The 15,593-nt window shown below is 49.4% G+C and carries 11 protein-coding genes and 8 tRNA genes; 18 read left to right on the forward strand and 1 reads right to left on the reverse strand.

The genetic code is table 11. The annotated features are described in order from the left end of the window. Positions 1-161: 161 nt before the first annotated feature. Both lptF and lptG read left to right on the forward strand, forming a co-directional pair. Positions 162-1,268 carry an LPS export ABC transporter permease LptF gene (gene lptF, locus AC6R0S_RS17065; protein ID WP_500638421.1) on the forward strand — a complete coding sequence of 369 codons (1,107 nt, stop codon included), beginning with the start codon at positions 162-164 and terminating at the stop codon, positions 1,266-1,268. Between the two features lie 3 nt (positions 1,269-1,271). Continuing rightward, positions 1,272-2,342 carry an LPS export ABC transporter permease LptG gene (lptG, locus tag AC6R0S_RS17070; protein ID WP_334555074.1) on the forward strand — a complete coding sequence of 357 codons (1,071 nt, stop codon included), beginning with the start codon at positions 1,272-1,274 and terminating at the stop codon, positions 2,340-2,342. Positions 2,343-2,436: 94 nt separating this feature from the next. On the opposite strand, the gene mutS is transcribed toward lptG, so the two are convergent. After that, a complete protein-coding gene (gene mutS, locus AC6R0S_RS17075; protein WP_500638422.1) occupies positions 2,437-5,001 on the reverse strand; it encodes a DNA mismatch repair protein MutS in 2,565 nt (854 codons plus the stop codon). 72 nt (positions 5,002-5,073) lie between these two features. On the opposite strand from mutS, the gene pncC reads away from it, so the two are divergent. The 16 genes from pncC (at position 5,074) to oadA (ending at position 15,584) form a co-directional block, all read left to right on the forward strand. Continuing rightward, positions 5,074-5,574 carry a nicotinamide-nucleotide amidase gene (gene pncC / locus AC6R0S_RS17080; protein ID WP_500638423.1) on the forward strand — a complete coding sequence of 167 codons (501 nt, stop codon included), beginning with the start codon at positions 5,074-5,076 and terminating at the stop codon, positions 5,572-5,574. A 180-nt stretch (positions 5,575-5,754) separates the two neighbouring features. After that, positions 5,755-6,801 carry a recombinase RecA gene (gene recA, locus AC6R0S_RS17085; RefSeq protein WP_500638424.1) on the forward strand — a complete coding sequence of 349 codons (1,047 nt, stop codon included), beginning with the start codon at positions 5,755-5,757 and terminating at the stop codon, positions 6,799-6,801. Positions 6,802-6,971: 170 nt separating this feature from the next. Beyond that, positions 6,972-7,436, forward strand: a complete 465-nt coding sequence (gene recX, locus AC6R0S_RS17090; protein ID WP_500633969.1) for a recombination regulator RecX — start codon at positions 6,972-6,974, stop codon at positions 7,434-7,436. A 133-nt stretch (positions 7,437-7,569) separates the two neighbouring features. Beyond that, positions 7,570-10,152: an alanine--tRNA ligase gene (alaS, locus tag AC6R0S_RS17095; protein ID WP_500638425.1), complete on the forward strand. Its 2,583-nt coding sequence runs from the start codon at positions 7,570-7,572 to the stop codon at positions 10,150-10,152. Between the two features lie 193 nt (positions 10,153-10,345). Then, entirely contained in the window at positions 10,346-11,533 is a 1,188-nt protein-coding gene (locus AC6R0S_RS17100) for an aspartate kinase (RefSeq protein WP_334555093.1), read from the forward strand. A 92-nt stretch (positions 11,534-11,625) separates the two neighbouring features. Beyond that, entirely contained in the window at positions 11,626-11,823 is a 198-nt protein-coding gene (gene csrA / locus AC6R0S_RS17105; RefSeq protein ID WP_009847619.1) for a carbon storage regulator CsrA, read from the forward strand. A gap of 181 nt (positions 11,824-12,004) precedes the next feature. After that, positions 12,005-12,097 (forward strand) — tRNA-Ser (locus tag AC6R0S_RS17110). Between the two features lie 65 nt (positions 12,098-12,162). Next, positions 12,163-12,239 (forward strand) — tRNA-Arg (locus AC6R0S_RS17115). Between the two features lie 24 nt (positions 12,240-12,263). Further along, a tRNA-Ser gene (locus tag AC6R0S_RS17120) sits at positions 12,264-12,356 on the forward strand. Positions 12,357-12,440: 84 nt separating this feature from the next. Further along, positions 12,441-12,517: transfer RNA gene (locus AC6R0S_RS17125), tRNA-Arg, on the forward strand. Positions 12,518-12,567: 50 nt separating this feature from the next. After that, positions 12,568-12,644 (forward strand) — tRNA-Arg (locus tag AC6R0S_RS17130). 70 nt (positions 12,645-12,714) lie between these two features. Next, positions 12,715-12,791 (forward strand) — tRNA-Arg (locus tag AC6R0S_RS17135). A gap of 51 nt (positions 12,792-12,842) precedes the next feature. After that, a tRNA-Arg gene (locus AC6R0S_RS17140) sits at positions 12,843-12,919 on the forward strand. 71 nt (positions 12,920-12,990) lie between these two features. Continuing rightward, positions 12,991-13,067, forward strand: a tRNA-Arg gene (locus AC6R0S_RS17145). A 452-nt stretch (positions 13,068-13,519) separates the two neighbouring features. Continuing rightward, a complete protein-coding gene (locus AC6R0S_RS17150) occupies positions 13,520-13,777 on the forward strand; it encodes an oxaloacetate decarboxylase subunit gamma (protein ID WP_334555094.1) in 258 nt (85 codons plus the stop codon). A 31-nt stretch (positions 13,778-13,808) separates the two neighbouring features. Further along, positions 13,809-15,584 carry a sodium-extruding oxaloacetate decarboxylase subunit alpha gene (gene oadA, locus AC6R0S_RS17155; protein WP_500633037.1) on the forward strand — a complete coding sequence of 592 codons (1,776 nt, stop codon included), beginning with the start codon at positions 13,809-13,811 and terminating at the stop codon, positions 15,582-15,584. Positions 15,585-15,593 lie beyond the last annotated feature (9 nt).

Here is a 15,593-nt window from a genome sequence, read left to right on the forward strand (position 1 = left end):
ACTAAATGTTAGATAATGGCGTCTTACTTGTTGATTCCTACACCGGAACTATCTTTAAATAAGCGCGTTAACAATTAGCCAAAAAATTTAAAAACAAAAGGTTCATCGGGAAATTATAGTGATTCAATTAAAAAAACAAGTTTTGTATAGGTAATTTCAGCGTGATTATTGTTAGATATTTGATCCGCGAGACACTCAAGAGCCAATTAGCGATATTTTTTATCCTGTTTTTGGTGTTTCTCAGCCAAAAACTGATCAAAGTGCTCGCCGATGCATCCGATGGTGATATCCCCGCAAGTTTGGTCATGCACTATGTCGGCTTAAGCATGCCGTCAATGGGGCTTTTGATGCTGCCGCTCAGTCTATTCTTAGGCATTCTCCTCACCTTTGGTCGTCTCTACGCAGAAAGTGAAATTACCGTGATGAATGCGACGGGGATTGGCAACAAATTCCTCATTCGCGCCGCTTTGTACTTGGCGGTGATCACCGGGTTAATTGCCGCCGCCAACGCGTTTGTTTTTGCGCCTTACAGCCAAGAAAAGCTGATTCAATTGCAAGAAGAAGTCGAAGCGGAAAATAGCGTTGACCTCCTCAAAAAAGGCCACTTCCAAGGTACGCCGGATGGATCATCTGTTGTGTTTATTGATGATATAGACGGTAAAAAACTCAAACACGTTTTTGTCGCACAAATGCGCCCGAGAGACTCCATTTTACCGAGCGTCTCTTTCTCTCAATCTGGTGAAGTGAAAGAGCTGAGCGACGGGCGTCAGGTTATTCGCATGTATGACGGTACACGCTATGAAGGGGTGCCAACGCGTGTGGATTATATGATCACTGAGTTTGATCAGTACGAGGGACTGATTGGGCAGCGCGATGTGAAAGCGAAAGGGCGTGACTGGGAAGCAATTCCGACGATGGAGCTGTTGTCCAACCCTGACCGACGCGCACAAGCGGAGTTACAATGGCGCCTCTCGTTAGTGGTCTGCATCCCTTTGCTTACCATGCTGGTGGTGCCGTTATCGGCGGTTAACCCTCGTCAAGGGCGCTTCGCGAAAATGGGGCCGGCGATATTGATTTACTTGGCCTACTTCTTAGCCATCAGTGCGACGAAGTCGGCTCTTGAAGATGGCTCGTTTCCTACGATGATCGGCATGTGGCCAATTAACGCGGCGTTGTTGCTCACCGCAGTGGGTATCAACTCGATGGACAGTATTGCGGTTCGTCGCTTTAAAGATAGACTCAGACAAAGAAAAAAGAAGGCAGCGTAAGTCGTGTTTAAGATTCTTGATCTCTACATAGGTAGAACCATTATTGCCACGACGTCTCTGGTGTTGGCTACGTTTGTTGGCTTGTCGGCCATTATCAAATATGTCGAGCAGTTGCGTAAGGTCGGCAGTGGCACCTATGACTTGTTGCAAGCGCTGTTTTTTGTCGTCCTCAGTATTCCGCGTGACGTCGAGATGTTTTTCCCAATGGCGGCATTGCTTGGCGCTTTGATAGGGCTTGGTATGTTGGCTTCAAGCTCCGAGCTTGTGGTGATGCAGGCGTCGGGTTATTCGAAGTTAGATATCGGTTTGTCGGTACTCAAAACCGCAGTGCCGTTAATGGTGCTGGTGACGTTGCTCGGACAATGGGGTGCGCCGCAAGCGCAAAAAATGGCACGTGACTTACGAGCGTTTGCCACCTCTGGCGGCGCGATTATGTCTGTGCGTACCGGCGTTTGGGCGCGTGATGCCAACGATTTTATTTTTATGGGTAAAGTCGAAGACGACACGATTTATGGCATGAACATGTGGCGATTTGACAGCGATAAAAAGCTGCAAACCGTCGTGTACGCCAACAAAGTGGATTACCTGTCCGACAACACTTGGCTCATGAAAGAGGTCCAAGTGACGGAAATGATGGACGATGTCGAGATCAATAAAACGGCGCTGCCCGAATATCGTTGGACGACGTCGCTCGCCCCCGACAAGCTCGCCGTGGTAACGGTGAAACCTGAAGAGTTGTCACTGGGTGGCTTGTACGATTACGTGACCTACTTAAAAGCCTCAGAGCAGGACTCTTCACGCTATGAATTGGCGCTGTGGCGTAAAGTCACGCAGCCTTTCTCCATTGCCGTGATGATGTTGATGGCGCTGTCGTTTATCTTTGGTCCGCTGCGCAGTGTCACCATGGGCGCGCGCATTTTATCGGGTGTGGTGGCCGGCTTCACCTTTTATATCTCGAGTGAATTCTTTGGCCCGCTCAGCTTGGTGTACAGCATTCCGCCTGTTTTTGGTGCGGTGATGCCGAGCGTGGTGTTCTTGACCATTGCGCTGTTGCTGTTACGCCGCAAGTTGTAGCCCACGGGGCGTGATCTTTCACTAGCATGTTAACAACAAGGCCTCCCAAGTTCGGGAGGCCTTGTTGTCTGTAGGCTTGATAGTGTACTGAGCTTTAGAGGTGTTTCTTTAAACGGTACAGCGCTTCTAATGCTTGTCGAGGCGTTAAATCATCAGGGTCAATATTGGCCAGCATCTGTTCCACTTCACTTGGCTCTGGGATCAAGCTGAGCTGGTTAGCCACATCAACGCCAGCCCGCGCAGGTGCTGGCGCATCGGTTAACGAGATTGATTCCAACTGCTGCAATTTAGCTCGTGCTTGTTTGATGACACTTTTTGGTACGCCAGCTAACCCGGCAACGGCGAGACCGTAAGATTTACTTGCCGCCCCTTCTTGCACCGCGTGCATAAAGGCAATGCTATCGCCGTGCTCCACCGCATCAAGGTGGACGTTGGCTAAGGTTGCGATCTGGTTGGGCAGCTCTGTTAATTCAAAATAGTGGGTGGCGAACAGAGTCATCGCCCCAAGCTCTTTGGCAAGCCATTCAGCGCTTGCCCAAGCAAGCGACAAGCCATCGTAGGTACTGGTGCCACGGCCAATTTCATCCATTAACACTAAGCTGCGCTCCGTGGCGTTGTGCAAGATGTTGGCGGTTTCCGTCATTTCGACCATAAAGGTTGAGCGCCCAGAGGCCAGATCGTCGGAGGCGCCAATACGGGTAAATATACGATCAATCGAGCCTATGGTTGCCGATTCAGCGGGCACATAGGAGCCGATATGCGCCATCAAAGCAATAAGGGCGGTCTGGCGCATGTAGGTCGATTTACCGCCCATGTTAGGCCCGGTAATGATCAACATCTTACGTTGTGGCGTCAGTTCTGTGGGGTTGGCAATAAACGGCTCATCCATTACCTGCTCCACCACTGGATGGCGACCGCCTTGGATATGAACACCAATCTCACCATTGAGTATCGGGCGGCAGTAGTCGAGGCTATCGGCGCGCTCTGCTAGGTTTTGCAACACATCGATTTGCGACAATGCTGAGGCCAGATTTTGCATCTGCTCTAAGTGAGGCAGCAGCAGATCAAACAGGCCTTCCCATAACTGCTTTTCGAGCGCCAGTGCTTTTGACTTGGAGTTTAAGACCTTGTCTTCATGCTCTTTTAGCTCAGGAATGATATAGCGCTCGGCATTTTTTAACGTTTGGCGGCGAACATAATGAGGCGGCACAAGGTGGCTTTGGCCACGGCTGACCTGAATAAAGAAGCCGTGCACATTGTTGTAGCCGACTTTCAATGTATCAATGCCGTGACGTTCGCGCTCTTCTTGCTCAAGTTGGTCCAGGTATTCGGTGGCGCCATCGGCCAATTTACGCCATTCATCGAGCTCTGCGTCGTAGCCTTGTGCAATCACCCCTCCGTCACGAATGACGACGGGTGGATTCTCTTTAACGGCGCGCTCAAGCAGCTCGCAGACCTCATTCATCGGCGCGGCATACTGGGCGAGCTTTTTAAGGTACGGGTGTTCAGCGCTTTTCATCACATCAGCGAGCTCTGGCAACTGTTGCATGGCAAAGCGCAGTCTTGCCATATCGCGAGGTCGAGCACTGCGTAGCGCTAAACGTGCAAGAATGCGTTCAATGTCGCCCACTTGTTTGAGTACGGGCGCTAACTCAGCAAAGAGCGTGTTCTGCTTAAGTTCTGTGATGGCGTCGAGACGCTGATTGAGCGTGTCGATATCGCGCATCGGTTGGTGCAACCAACGTTTGAGCATTCGACTGCCCATTGGCGTTGCGGTGTGATCGAGTACGGAAGCCAACGTGTTGTCGGTGCCGCCTGCGAGGTTTTGTGTGATTTCCAAATTGCGTCTTGTCGCCGCGTCTAAGATCACCGAATGATCTTGGCGATCAAACGTCAACGAGCGAATATGAGGCAGGGCGGTGCGTTGCGTATCTTTGACGTACTGGATCAAACAGCCAGCGGCACAGAGCCCCAGTTTGGCATGTTCAACGCCAAAGCCGACCAAATCTCGCGTGCCAAATTGTTGATTCAGCTGCTGCTTGGCCGTATCGAGTTCGAATTCCCAGATTGGTCGGCGGCGATTACCACTGCGCGAAGACATCAGATGCACGGGATCAAAATCTTCAGGGAACAAAAGCTCTCTTGGCGAAGTGCGTTGTAGTTCTGCCGCCATCGCTTCCTCGCTTTGCGGCTCCATCAACTGAAAGCGACCGGAAGTCACATCGAGCGTCGCGTAGCCGAATCGACCGTCGTGATGATAGATCGCGGCAATCAAGTTATCGATCCGTTCAGAGAGTAGGGCTTCATCGGTCACTGTGCCGGGTGTCACGATGCGCACTACCTTACGCTCCACAGGGCCTTTGCTGGTGGCTGGATCGCCGATCTGCTCACAAATTGCGACGGATTCACCGAGTTGAACCAACTTGGCGAGATAGCCTTCGACTGCGTGGAAAGGCACGCCCGCCATCGGGATGGGTTCACCGGCAGAAGCGCCACGCTTAGTGAGGGAAATGTCTAACAATTGCGAGGCGCGTTTTGCGTCATCGTAAAACAGTTCATAAAAATCCCCCATGCGGTAAAACAGCAGAATGTCAGGGTTCTCTGCCTTTAACTTGAGATACTGCTGCATCATTGGGGTATGTTTTTGTTCTGCTTTCACGGTTACATCTTTCGTTTGTGGTTATTGCGGCTTAGGATACGTGAATCACCAAATGGGTAAAAGGTGCAAAGGATGCAAAGCAAACAAAATTTATCTCACCAAGTTGGGGAAGCCTTGGCTCAACATGGCTTGGTGCTGACGACCGCAGAGTCCTGTACCGGTGGCGGTGTCGCGACAGCGATCACAGACATCGCTGGCAGCTCAGCGTGGTTTGATCGAGCGTTTGTCACCTACAGCAACGAAGCGAAAATGGAGATGCTGGGCGTGAGTGCCGATACTTTGGATCAATATGGCGCGGTGAGCGAACCGACTGTGCGCGAAATGGCGCAGGGAGCATTGGCTCATTCACGGGCCGACATCGCGATAGCGATTAGCGGCATCGCGGGTCCTGGAGGCGGAACGCAAGAGAAGCCGGTAGGCACGGTCTGTTTTGCTTGGTGTGACCGTCACTCATGGCAAAAAATCGAGACGCGTCATTTTAATGGGAACCGTGACGCAGTTCGCTCCGCTGCGGTCGAAACCGCTTTAGAAGTGCTGTATAAAGAGTTGCAACAGAGAGTGAAAACGTCGTAGCTAAAACAGTTAATTATTATTTATCAGTAGCATACGATTGAATTTCAAAAAAACGTTGATCAGCTATAGACACTGTATGAATCAACAGTATAATGGCGTTTATAGAGTGTTCGGGCCACCCCCGATTTGAAGAAAGTATTCATTTTTACCTGATTTCAGGTGAAAGTTTTGGAGAAAGTAATGGACGATAACAAACAGAAAGCGCTCGCCGCTGCGCTAGGCCAGATTGAAAAGCAATTCGGCAAAGGTTCAATCATGCGCCTTGGTGACAACCGCGCAATGGATGTGGAAACGATTTCTACTGGTTCTCTTTCTCTTGATATTGCACTGGGTGCCGGTGGCCTACCAATGGGTCGTATTGTTGAGATTTATGGCCCTGAATCATCAGGTAAAACAACCTTAACGCTTGAACTGATTGCCGCTGCGCAACGTGAAGGTAAAACGTGTGCCTTTATCGATGCTGAGCACGCGCTTGACCCTGTCTACGCGAAAAAACTGGGTGTGGATATCGATGCGTTATTAGTGTCTCAGCCAGACACAGGCGAGCAAGCGCTTGAAATTTGTGACGCGCTCGCACGTTCTGGTGCGATTGACGTGATGGTTATTGACTCCGTTGCTGCCTTGACACCAAAGGCTGAAATCGAAGGCGAAATGGGCGACAGCCACATGGGTCTTCAAGCGCGTATGCTTTCACAAGCAATGCGTAAGTTGACGGGTAACCTTAAGCAATCTAACTGTATGTGTATCTTCATCAACCAAATTCGTATGAAGATCGGTGTGATGTTTGGTAACCCTGAAACCACCACGGGTGGTAACGCACTAAAATTCTACGCTTCTGTCCGTCTTGATATCCGTCGTACGGGTTCTATCAAAGAAGGCGATGAAGTGGTCGGTAACGAGACGCGCATCAAAGTGGTTAAGAACAAGATTGCTGCGCCGTTTAAGCAAGCTGAAACGCAAATTATGTACGGTCAAGGTTTCAACCGTGAAGGCGAGCTTATTGACCTTGGCGTGAAACACAAGATGGTAGAAAAAGCCGGTGCATGGTACAGCTACAACGGTGACAAGATCGGTCAGGGTAAAGCGAACGCGTGTAAGTTCCTGCGTGAGAATCCTGAAGCGGCGAAAACACTGGATAATAAGCTGCGTGACCTTCTGCTTTCTCCGGCTGAAATCCCAGCTGAAGAGCCAGAATTTGGCCAAGCGCCAGAGCAAGAAGAGCTATAAGCTTTTAGCGTCATTCATCAAAGCCCTGCTTATGCGGGGCTTTGTCGTTTCTTGTACTCTCAATGTTCGCTACATTCTCGATATGAAAAGTAGGCGGTACCTTCTCGAGAGTTACTGAATTCGAGGGTCACTGAATCATCCTTTCACTTGTCATGGATCACTGTGCGATTATGTATCAACGTCAACCTCCGACACTGTCCAGTAAAGAAGCTGCGATGCAATTGCTTAGCCGCCGAGATCACGGCGTGTATGAGCTGCAACAGAAGTTAAGCCTCAAAGGCTATGAGGACGCCGACATTCAAGAGGCGGTGAATTTTTGCCTAGAGCACCGCTATCTCGATGACCTGCGTTATGCCAAGAGCCAGGTTCGCCAACAGGTTTACAAAGGCCATGGTGAGCGTCGAATTCGCCAAGAGCTGCAACAAAAAAGAGTGGCTGAGTCGACAGTCAATCAAGCCCTTGAGGAAGAACCTCAAGACTGGTTTGAGCTTGCCAAGCTTGCGGCAGAGAAAAAATTCAAAGGCATCAAAGCACAAGATCAAAAAGCGTACGCTAAACAAGTGCGTTTCCTACAGTATCGTGGATACAGCTTTGAACAAATCAGTTACGCCTTAAACGACCATTGTGACTCTTAATTCAACACGCTTTCATCAATCTAAGCGTGAATTAGCGTCAACGGCGGCATTTTTTCAAGAAAACTAGTCGTAGCTGACTGCATGATCTACAATACGGCAAAATTCTAACTCGACTATTTTCAGGAAGAGCTGCATGTACATGAGCACTGATGAGGTTCGTAACGCGTTCCTCAAGTTCTTTGAAAGCAAAGGACACCAAATCGTAGAAAGTTCATCGTTAGTACCGCATAACGACCCAACCCTGCTATTTACTAACGCAGGCATGAACCAATTCAAAGATTGCTTCTTGGGCGCAGAAAAACGTGCCTACACGCGAGCAACTACGGCTCAGCGTTGTGTACGTGCGGGTGGTAAACACAATGACCTAGAGAACGTCGGCTTCACGGCTCGTCACCACACATTCTTCGAAATGCTCGGTAACTTCAGTTTTGGTGATTACTTCAAAGAAGATGCCATTGCGTTCGCTTGGGAGTTTCTGACCGAAACATTGCAATTGCCAAAAGATCGTCTGTTAGTCACTGTCTACGAGACCGATGACGAAGCATTTGAAATCTGGAACAAAAAAGTAGGTGTTCCCGCCGATCGTATCGTACGCATTGGTGACAAAGAGGGCGGTAAGCAATACGAGTCAGACAACTTCTGGACCATGGGTGATACGGGTCCATGCGGCCCTTGTACAGAAATCTTCTACGATCACGGTGAGCACATTTGGGGTGGCCGTCCGGGTACGCCTGAAGAAGATGGCGACCGTTTCATCGAGATCTGGAACAACGTATTCATGCAGTTCAACCGTCATGCTGACGGTACGATGGAGCCACTACCTAAGCCAGCTGTTGATACGGGCATGGGTATTGAGCGTATTTCTGCCATCATGCAGGGCGTTCATTCAAACTACGAAATCGATGTATTTCAAAAGCTCATCAAAGCGGCGGCAGAAGTGGTCGGTTGCGAAGACCTTTCAAACCAATCGCTACGCGTGATTGCTGACCACATTCGCTCTTGTTCATTCCTAATCGCAGATAGCGTGATGCCTTCAAACGAAGGCCGTGGTTACGTTTTGCGTCGTATTATTCGTCGTGCTGTGCGTCACGGTAATAAACTAGGTGCCAAAGGCGTCTTCTTCTACAAGCTTGTCGGTGTTTTGGCTGAAGTGATGGGCAGCGCCGCTGACGAACTTAAGAAGCAACAAGCGGTTGTTGAGAAAGTACTTCGCATTGAGGAAGAAAACTTTGGCCGTACACTCGAGCGTGGCATGGTTATCCTCAATGAAGCGCTGGATGCACTTGAAGGTAAAGAGCTTGATGGCGAGACCGTATTTAAGCTTTATGACACATACGGCTTCCCGGCTGACTTAACTAACGACGTGGCTCGTGAGCGTGATTTCACCATCGACGAAGCGGGTTTCGAAAAAGCGATGGAAGAGCAGCGTCAGCGTGCACGTGAAGCCGGCCAATTCGATACGGATTACAACGCAACCATTAAAACGGAAGCGGAAACCGAATTTTGCGGTTACACCGGCACTCAAGGTAAGAGTCATGTGGCTGAAATCTTCGTTGAAGGTGAAGTGGCAGAATCTCTATCGGCAGGTGACAAAGCGATCATCATCCTGGGTGAAACGCCTTTCTATGCAGAATCTGGTGGTCAATGTGGCGATGCGGGTGTTCTGAAAACAGAATCAGGCCTATTCAAAGTCGAAGATACTCAGAAGTTGGGTAATGCGATTGCGCACCACGGCGTTTTGGCTGAAGGTGTACTGGCAAAAGGCGAACAAGTTGAAGCGCTGGTTGACGCTGAGCGTCGTGCGGCTATCTCTCTCAACCACTCAGCCACGCACTTACTTCACGCAGCGCTGCGCCAAGTCCTTGGTGAGCACGTCACGCAAAAAGGTTCACTGGTTAAACCTGAGAACCTTCGTTTTGACTTCTCTCACTTAGAAGCGGTAACCGCGGCTGAACTGAAAGAGGTGGAGCGCTTAGTTAATGCTCAGGTTCGTCGCAACCATACGATTGAAACTAACATTATGGACATCGAGTCGGCGAAGAAGAAAGGGGCAATGGCTCTGTTCGGCGAAAAATACGATGATGAAGTGCGTGTACTATCGATGGGTGACTTTTCGACCGAATTGTGTGGTGGTATCCACGCGGCTAATACGGGTGATATTGGTCTATTTAAGATCACGTCAGAAGGTGGTATTGCAGCGGGTATCCGTCGTATTGAAGCGGTAACAGGTGAAGCAGCGTTAGATGCGATTGAAGCTCAAGCGGCGAAGTACGAAGAGAAGCTGGCGGAATCTGCGCAAAAAGCCAAATCTTTGGAAAAAGAGATCCAGAAGCTCAAAGATAAGATGGCTGCAGCAGAGAGTGCCAACATCATGGGTAAAGTACAGGATATTGCCGGTACTAAAGTCCTGATTGCAGCACTAGAAGGTGCGGACAACAAAAATCTTCGCGTTATGGTAGACGATGTCAAAAATCAGATGGGCAGCGGCATCATCATGCTGGCGAACATCAACGATGACAAAGTCGGCCTTATCGCAGGCGTGACCAAAGATCTCATCGGCAAAGTAAAAGCGGGTGAGTTGGTCAACATGGTCGCGCAACAAGTCGGTGGTAAAGGCGGTGGTCGCCCTGATATGGCTCAAGCTGGTGGTACGGATGTGTCGGCACTACCGAAAGCGCTTGAATCCGTTCAAGGGTGGCTGAAAGAGCGCCTCTAAAATCGCGAGAGTAATTATCACGCTCAATCATTAGTTTGATTGGGCGTAATTTATTTTTGTAAGCCAAGTGGTTTAATTGGGCCTGATGAATCAAGCCTATAAGCCGCTTGGTTTTTGTTTTAACTACTGCAAACAATATTCAACGCATTGAATGCAGTCCTAATGAGACATAGTCTTGGGAAGGTGAAGACTGGTGAAAAAGCCCCTTATCGTGCAAAAGTTTGGCGGAACCTCAGTGGGTTCTATTGAGAGAATTCATACGGTAGCCAAACACATCATTAATGCGAAAAATGATGGTAATCAAGTGGTTGTCGTGGTGTCTGCGATGTCTGGTGAAACCAATCGATTGATGGATTTGGCGAAGCAGGTAGACAGCGTACCGACGGCGAGAGAACTTGATGTTTTGCTCTCTGCTGGTGAACAAGTATCGATGGCTTTATTGGCGATGACGCTCAATAAACTTGGCTATCCGGCCCGTTCACTTACCGGAGCACAAGCAGGCATTGTGACGGATAATGTCCACAATGATGCGACGATTAAACAGATTGATACCCAACTTATCGATGAACTGCTGGCGGAAGACCATATTGTGGTCGTGGCTGGTTTTCAGGGGATCAATGAAAAAGGGGACATCACCACACTGGGACGCGGCGGTTCGGACACCAGCGCAGTGACTCTAGCGGGCGCTTTGCAAGCCGATGAGTGCCAAATCTTTACCGATGTGGATGGCATATATACCTGTGACCCTCGTGTTGTGGCCAACGCGAAAAAGCTAGAAGTGATCGACTTCCCATCCATGGAAGAGATGGCACGTAAAGGGGCGAAGGTATTGCACTTGCCCTCTGTACAGTACGCATGGCAACACAATGTACCTCTGCGCGTGTTGTCGACCTTTGATACTAACCCTGGCAGCTTAGTCAAAGGGGAAGAGTGCCAAGATGCGGTTTGTGGTATTGCGCTGCAGCGAGATATGCGTCTGATCAGCATTGAAAAAGAGTCACTTGAGAGCCTGAAGAAACAGTGTTTAATGTTAGGTATTCATCTCTGGAATGTGATCGAGCATGCAGAATGGGTCGACGTGGTGTTAAAAGAGGACGCATACTCTAAACTGGAACTGGTTTTCAAAGACAAAATCCGCAATAGTGGGTCTGTTAGCTTACTCACCGCAGTAGGTTTGCATGTCGAAGGATTGGTAGAACAGTCGTGTGCGTTATTGTCAGAAGTTGCCATTGACGTGATTCATGTATCGATTAACCCGCAATCGTTGACTTTGGTGGTGGAACCTGAGTCTGTTGATAAAGCGGCTAATGTACTGCATGAGCATTACATCACTTCTGCAAAGGCGATCGACTGCTTAGAAAAACATGCCTTTTGGGGTTGATTAGTCACAACAATAGAGTTTACGTAAATAACCCTTTTGTTGGATAATAACCCAGTAGCAAGATAAATCAGAGATTACTCAAGGAGCACAGAATGCTAATTTTAACTCGCCGAGTGGGCGAAACTCTAATGATCGGTGACGAAGTAACAGTAACCGTACTGGGTGTAAAAGGTAACCAGGTACGTATCGGCGTCAATGCTCCGAAAGAAGTATCCGTTCACCGCGAAGAAATCTACATGCGAATTCAAGCGGAAAAAGGCAACGGTAACGTTGCACCAGGTAACTACTAACCTGTGAAAAGGCTGACGATTGTCAGCCTTTTTTGTATCGCCAATTGTGACAAAGTGAATGAAAAGAGCGAATTAACATCGCTTTGATTAAATACCCAACGGTTGAAGTATAAAATGACGTTTTTGCCAAGAAAGTGTTTGACATATTTTTGGTAAATCGTAATATGTGCCTCCGCAAGACGGTGAGGTGGCCGAGAGGCTGAAGGCGCTCCCCTGCTAAGGGAGTATACGGTTTGTAGCCGTATCGAGGGTTCGAATCCCTCCCTCACCGCCATTCTTGCACTGCTCGTTAGAGCATTCGTTTAAAGCGTTCTTTGGAAGAACAGCGGAAAACATTGCGCGCTCGTAGCTCAGCTGGATAGAGTACCTGGCTACGAACCAGGCGGTCGAAGGTTCGAATCCTTCCGAGCGCGCCATATTTCCTTACCAGGGAATAAAACGGTGAGGTGGCCGAGAGGCTGAAGGCGCTCCCCTGCTAAGGGAGTATACGGTTTGTAGCCGTATCGAGGGTTCGAATCCCTCCCTCACCGCCATTAATTGGCCTATGGTCAATTTTTTTGTTTTAGACGAAAATTTGTGTGATATACTTCACAACCTTCTCGTAATGAGAATATTGCGCGCTCGTAGCTCAGCTGGATAGAGTACCTGGCTACGAACCAGGCGGTCGAAGGTTCGAATCCTTCCGAGCGCGCCACTATTACGTTTGATTGATGATGGCAATAGACCAAAATCAGTAAAACCGACGCGTCCTTAGCTCAGCTGGATAGAGTACCTGGCTACGAACCAGGCGGTCGGAGGTTCGAATCCTCCAGGACGCGCCACTCTTTAGGGCATAGCCCGACCACTATTGGTGTCCCAATAGTCACAAATTTCTCGTAATGAGAAGATTGCGCGCTCGTAGCTCAGCTGGATAGAGTACCTGGCTACGAACCAGGCGGTCGAAGGTTCGAATCCTTCCGAGCGCGCCACTATAACGTTTGATTGATGATGGCGAATAGGCCAAAGTCAGTGAAACCGACGCGTCCTTAGCTCAGCTGGATAGAGTACCTGGCTACGAACCAGGCGGTCGGAGGTTCGAATCCTCCAGGACGCGCCACTCTTTAGGGCAATAGCCCGACCACTATTGGTGTCCCAATAGTCACAAATTTTTCGTAATGAGAAGATTGCGCGCTCGTAGCTCAGCTGGATAGAGTACCTGGCTACGAACCAGGCGGTCGAAGGTTCGAATCCTTCCGAGCGCGCCATATTATAAGCCCCGCTAGCGATAGCGGGGTTTTTTAACATCTTCGTAATATTATTCCAACCTTCCATTTACAACTTGATGTTTTTTATGAAGTTTTTCGTGAAACATTAAGTCTATCCCAGTAATTGCTCCAAATTTGCAATAACGTCATAAAATCAGCAGTTATTTGTGCTCGGATACGGTGAAATTGCAGATTTATGTGATTTGTAAGACGTGTTCGTCCTTAGAAATGTGCATTATCCTCAAGAGTGCAGGAATCAAAATTGACAAAGTTTAGCCAATCGAGATAATCCTAAACCTCTTGTCGGGATTAAACGGTTTATCCTGAACAATGATGGGCCAGCTTTGCGCTGGTTTTATTAGGCCATCAGGACTTTTTATTCGACCCTTAGGATAATGACGTCCACATTGAGGCCTATCTCCTTGTCAGGATGACAAAGAAAGGATGCAAAAATGGAAAATGTTGGAAGCCTGCTAGTAGACGCGGCCGCCCTGATGTTAACAGGGATGACGGTTGTGTTTCTGTTCCTCACTATTCTTGTCTATCTCGTTCGGCTGATGTCGAAACTGGTCCCCGAAGAGGTGCCAGAGCCGATCGCCACCCCACTTAAAAATAATAAAGTTCAACCCAGCTCTTCTACGGTGAGCCCGACTGTTGTAGCGGCGATCTCCGCTGCGGTGCATCAATATCGCACCAAGACGGCAAATTAGTATTGGACTGGATTAAAAGGAGTTAATGAGCATGTCTAAACCACTAGCGTTAACCGACGTGGTACTTCGTGACGCCCATCAATCGCTGTTTGCGACCCGTATGCGCCTTGAAGATATGTTACCTATCGCAGCTGAGCTCGATAAAGTCGGATATTGGTCTTTAGAAACATGGGGCGGTGCCACCTTTGATGCCTGTATCCGTTTCTTAGGAGAGGATCCTTGGGAGCGTCTTCGCGCATTGAAACAAGCGATGCCAAACACGCCGATGCAGATGTTACTGCGTGGACAAAATTTATTGGGCTATCGCCACTACGCGGATGATGTGGTGGAGAAATTCGTCGAGCGTGCCCATGCCAATGGTATGGATGTGTTCCGTATTTTCGACGCCATGAACGATGTGAGAAACTTCGAGAAAGCGGTCAAAGCGACCGTCGATGTGGGTGCGCACGCTCAAGGTACGCTCTCTTACACCACCAGTCCTGTGCACAACGCCGATACTTGGGTGGATCTGGCCAAGCGCTTAGAAGACTTGGGCTGTCATTCTCTCTGTATTAAAGATATGTCTGGCTTGCTTAAGCCTTACGAAGCCGAAGAGCTGATCACGCGTATTAAAGCCTCAACGGACATTCCATTGGCTCTCCATTGTCACGCGACGACTGGCCTATCTACGGCCACGGCAGTGAAAGCGGTAGAGGCGGGCGTGGATATTCTCGATACGGCGATCTCCTCGATGAGCTGTACCTATGGCCATACGCCAACAGAAACTGTGGTGGCAATGCTAGAAGGGACAGAGCGCGACACAAACCTCAAGTTGGATCAGCTTGAACCTATTGCGGCGTATTTCCGCGAGGTTCGTAAGAAGTACGCGAAATTTGAAGGTCAGTTGAAAGGCGTCGATTCTCGTATCTTGATTGCTCAAGTACCTGGCGGCATGTTGACCAACATGGAGAGCCAGCTTAAAGAGCAGGGCGCCGCGGATCGTCTTGATGAAGTGCTGGAAGAGATCCCACGTGTTCGTCAAGATCTTGGCTACATTCCTCTCGTCACCCCAACCTCACAGATCGTTGGTACCCAAGCGGTGATCAACGTGCTTACTGGCGAGCGTTACAAGAGCATTACCAAAGAAACCGCAGGCATACTCAAAGGCGAGTATGGCGCAGCGCCCGCAGAGCTTAATGCAGAACTTCAAGCGAAAGTGCTGGATGGCGCGGAAGCGATCACTTGCCGCCCTGCGGATCTTTTGGTTGATGAGATGGACACCCTCACTGACGATCTGCTGACAAAAGCGAAGGCGGAAGGTATCGCGTTGGCGCAAGACACCGTTGATGACGTGTTGACGTACGCACTCTTCCCACAAGTGGGGCTGAAGTTCCTTAAAAACCGTCTTAATCCAGATGCGTTTGAGCCTGCGCCGGGTAAAGAAGAGCCTGTCGTTGCAGCCCCTAGCGTTGCCGCACAAGGCGGAATTGAAACCTACAGCGTTAAGGTCGATGGCCAAGTGTACGATGTTGAGGTGGGCCCTCAAGGTCAGCTCAGCTCCGTCACACCAGCGAAATCGGTGTCGTCGGCTCCTGCACCTGCGGCAGAAAGCAATGCCGAAACAGTACCCGCACCACTGGCGGGTAACATTTTCAAAGTAAATGTACAAAGCGGCGCTGAAGTGGCAGAAGGTGATGTCCTACTCATCTTAGAAGCCATGAAGATGGAAACTGAAGTCCGCGCGGCGCGTGCTGGCATCGTCCAAGATCTGCATGTCAAAGAAGGTGATGCCGTGACGGTAGGCGCCCCGTTATTAAGCTTGGCGTAAGGGAGTAAC

The sequence above is a fragment of the Vibrio sp. R15-SG3-ISO1B genome, from assembly GCF_059833835.1.

Bases quoted from the DNA above. Each gene is read 5' to 3' on its own strand.
- recA (WP_500638424.1), top strand. From the start codon at position 5,755: ATGGACGATAACAAACAGAAAGCGCTCGCCGCTGCGCTAGGCCAGATT.
- AC6R0S_RS17150 (WP_334555094.1), top strand. From the start codon at position 13,520: ATGGAAAATGTTGGAAGCCTGCTAGTAGACGCGGCCGCCCTGATGTTA.
- recX (WP_500633969.1), top strand. From the start codon at position 6,972: ATGTATCAACGTCAACCTCCGACACTGTCCAGTAAAGAAGCTGCGATG.
- oadA (WP_500633037.1), top strand. From the start codon at position 13,809: ATGTCTAAACCACTAGCGTTAACCGACGTGGTACTTCGTGACGCCCAT.
- csrA (WP_009847619.1), top strand. From the start codon at position 11,626: ATGCTAATTTTAACTCGCCGAGTGGGCGAAACTCTAATGATCGGTGAC.
- alaS (WP_500638425.1), top strand. From the start codon at position 7,570: ATGTACATGAGCACTGATGAGGTTCGTAACGCGTTCCTCAAGTTCTTT.
- pncC (WP_500638423.1), top strand. From the start codon at position 5,074: ATGCAAAGCAAACAAAATTTATCTCACCAAGTTGGGGAAGCCTTGGCT.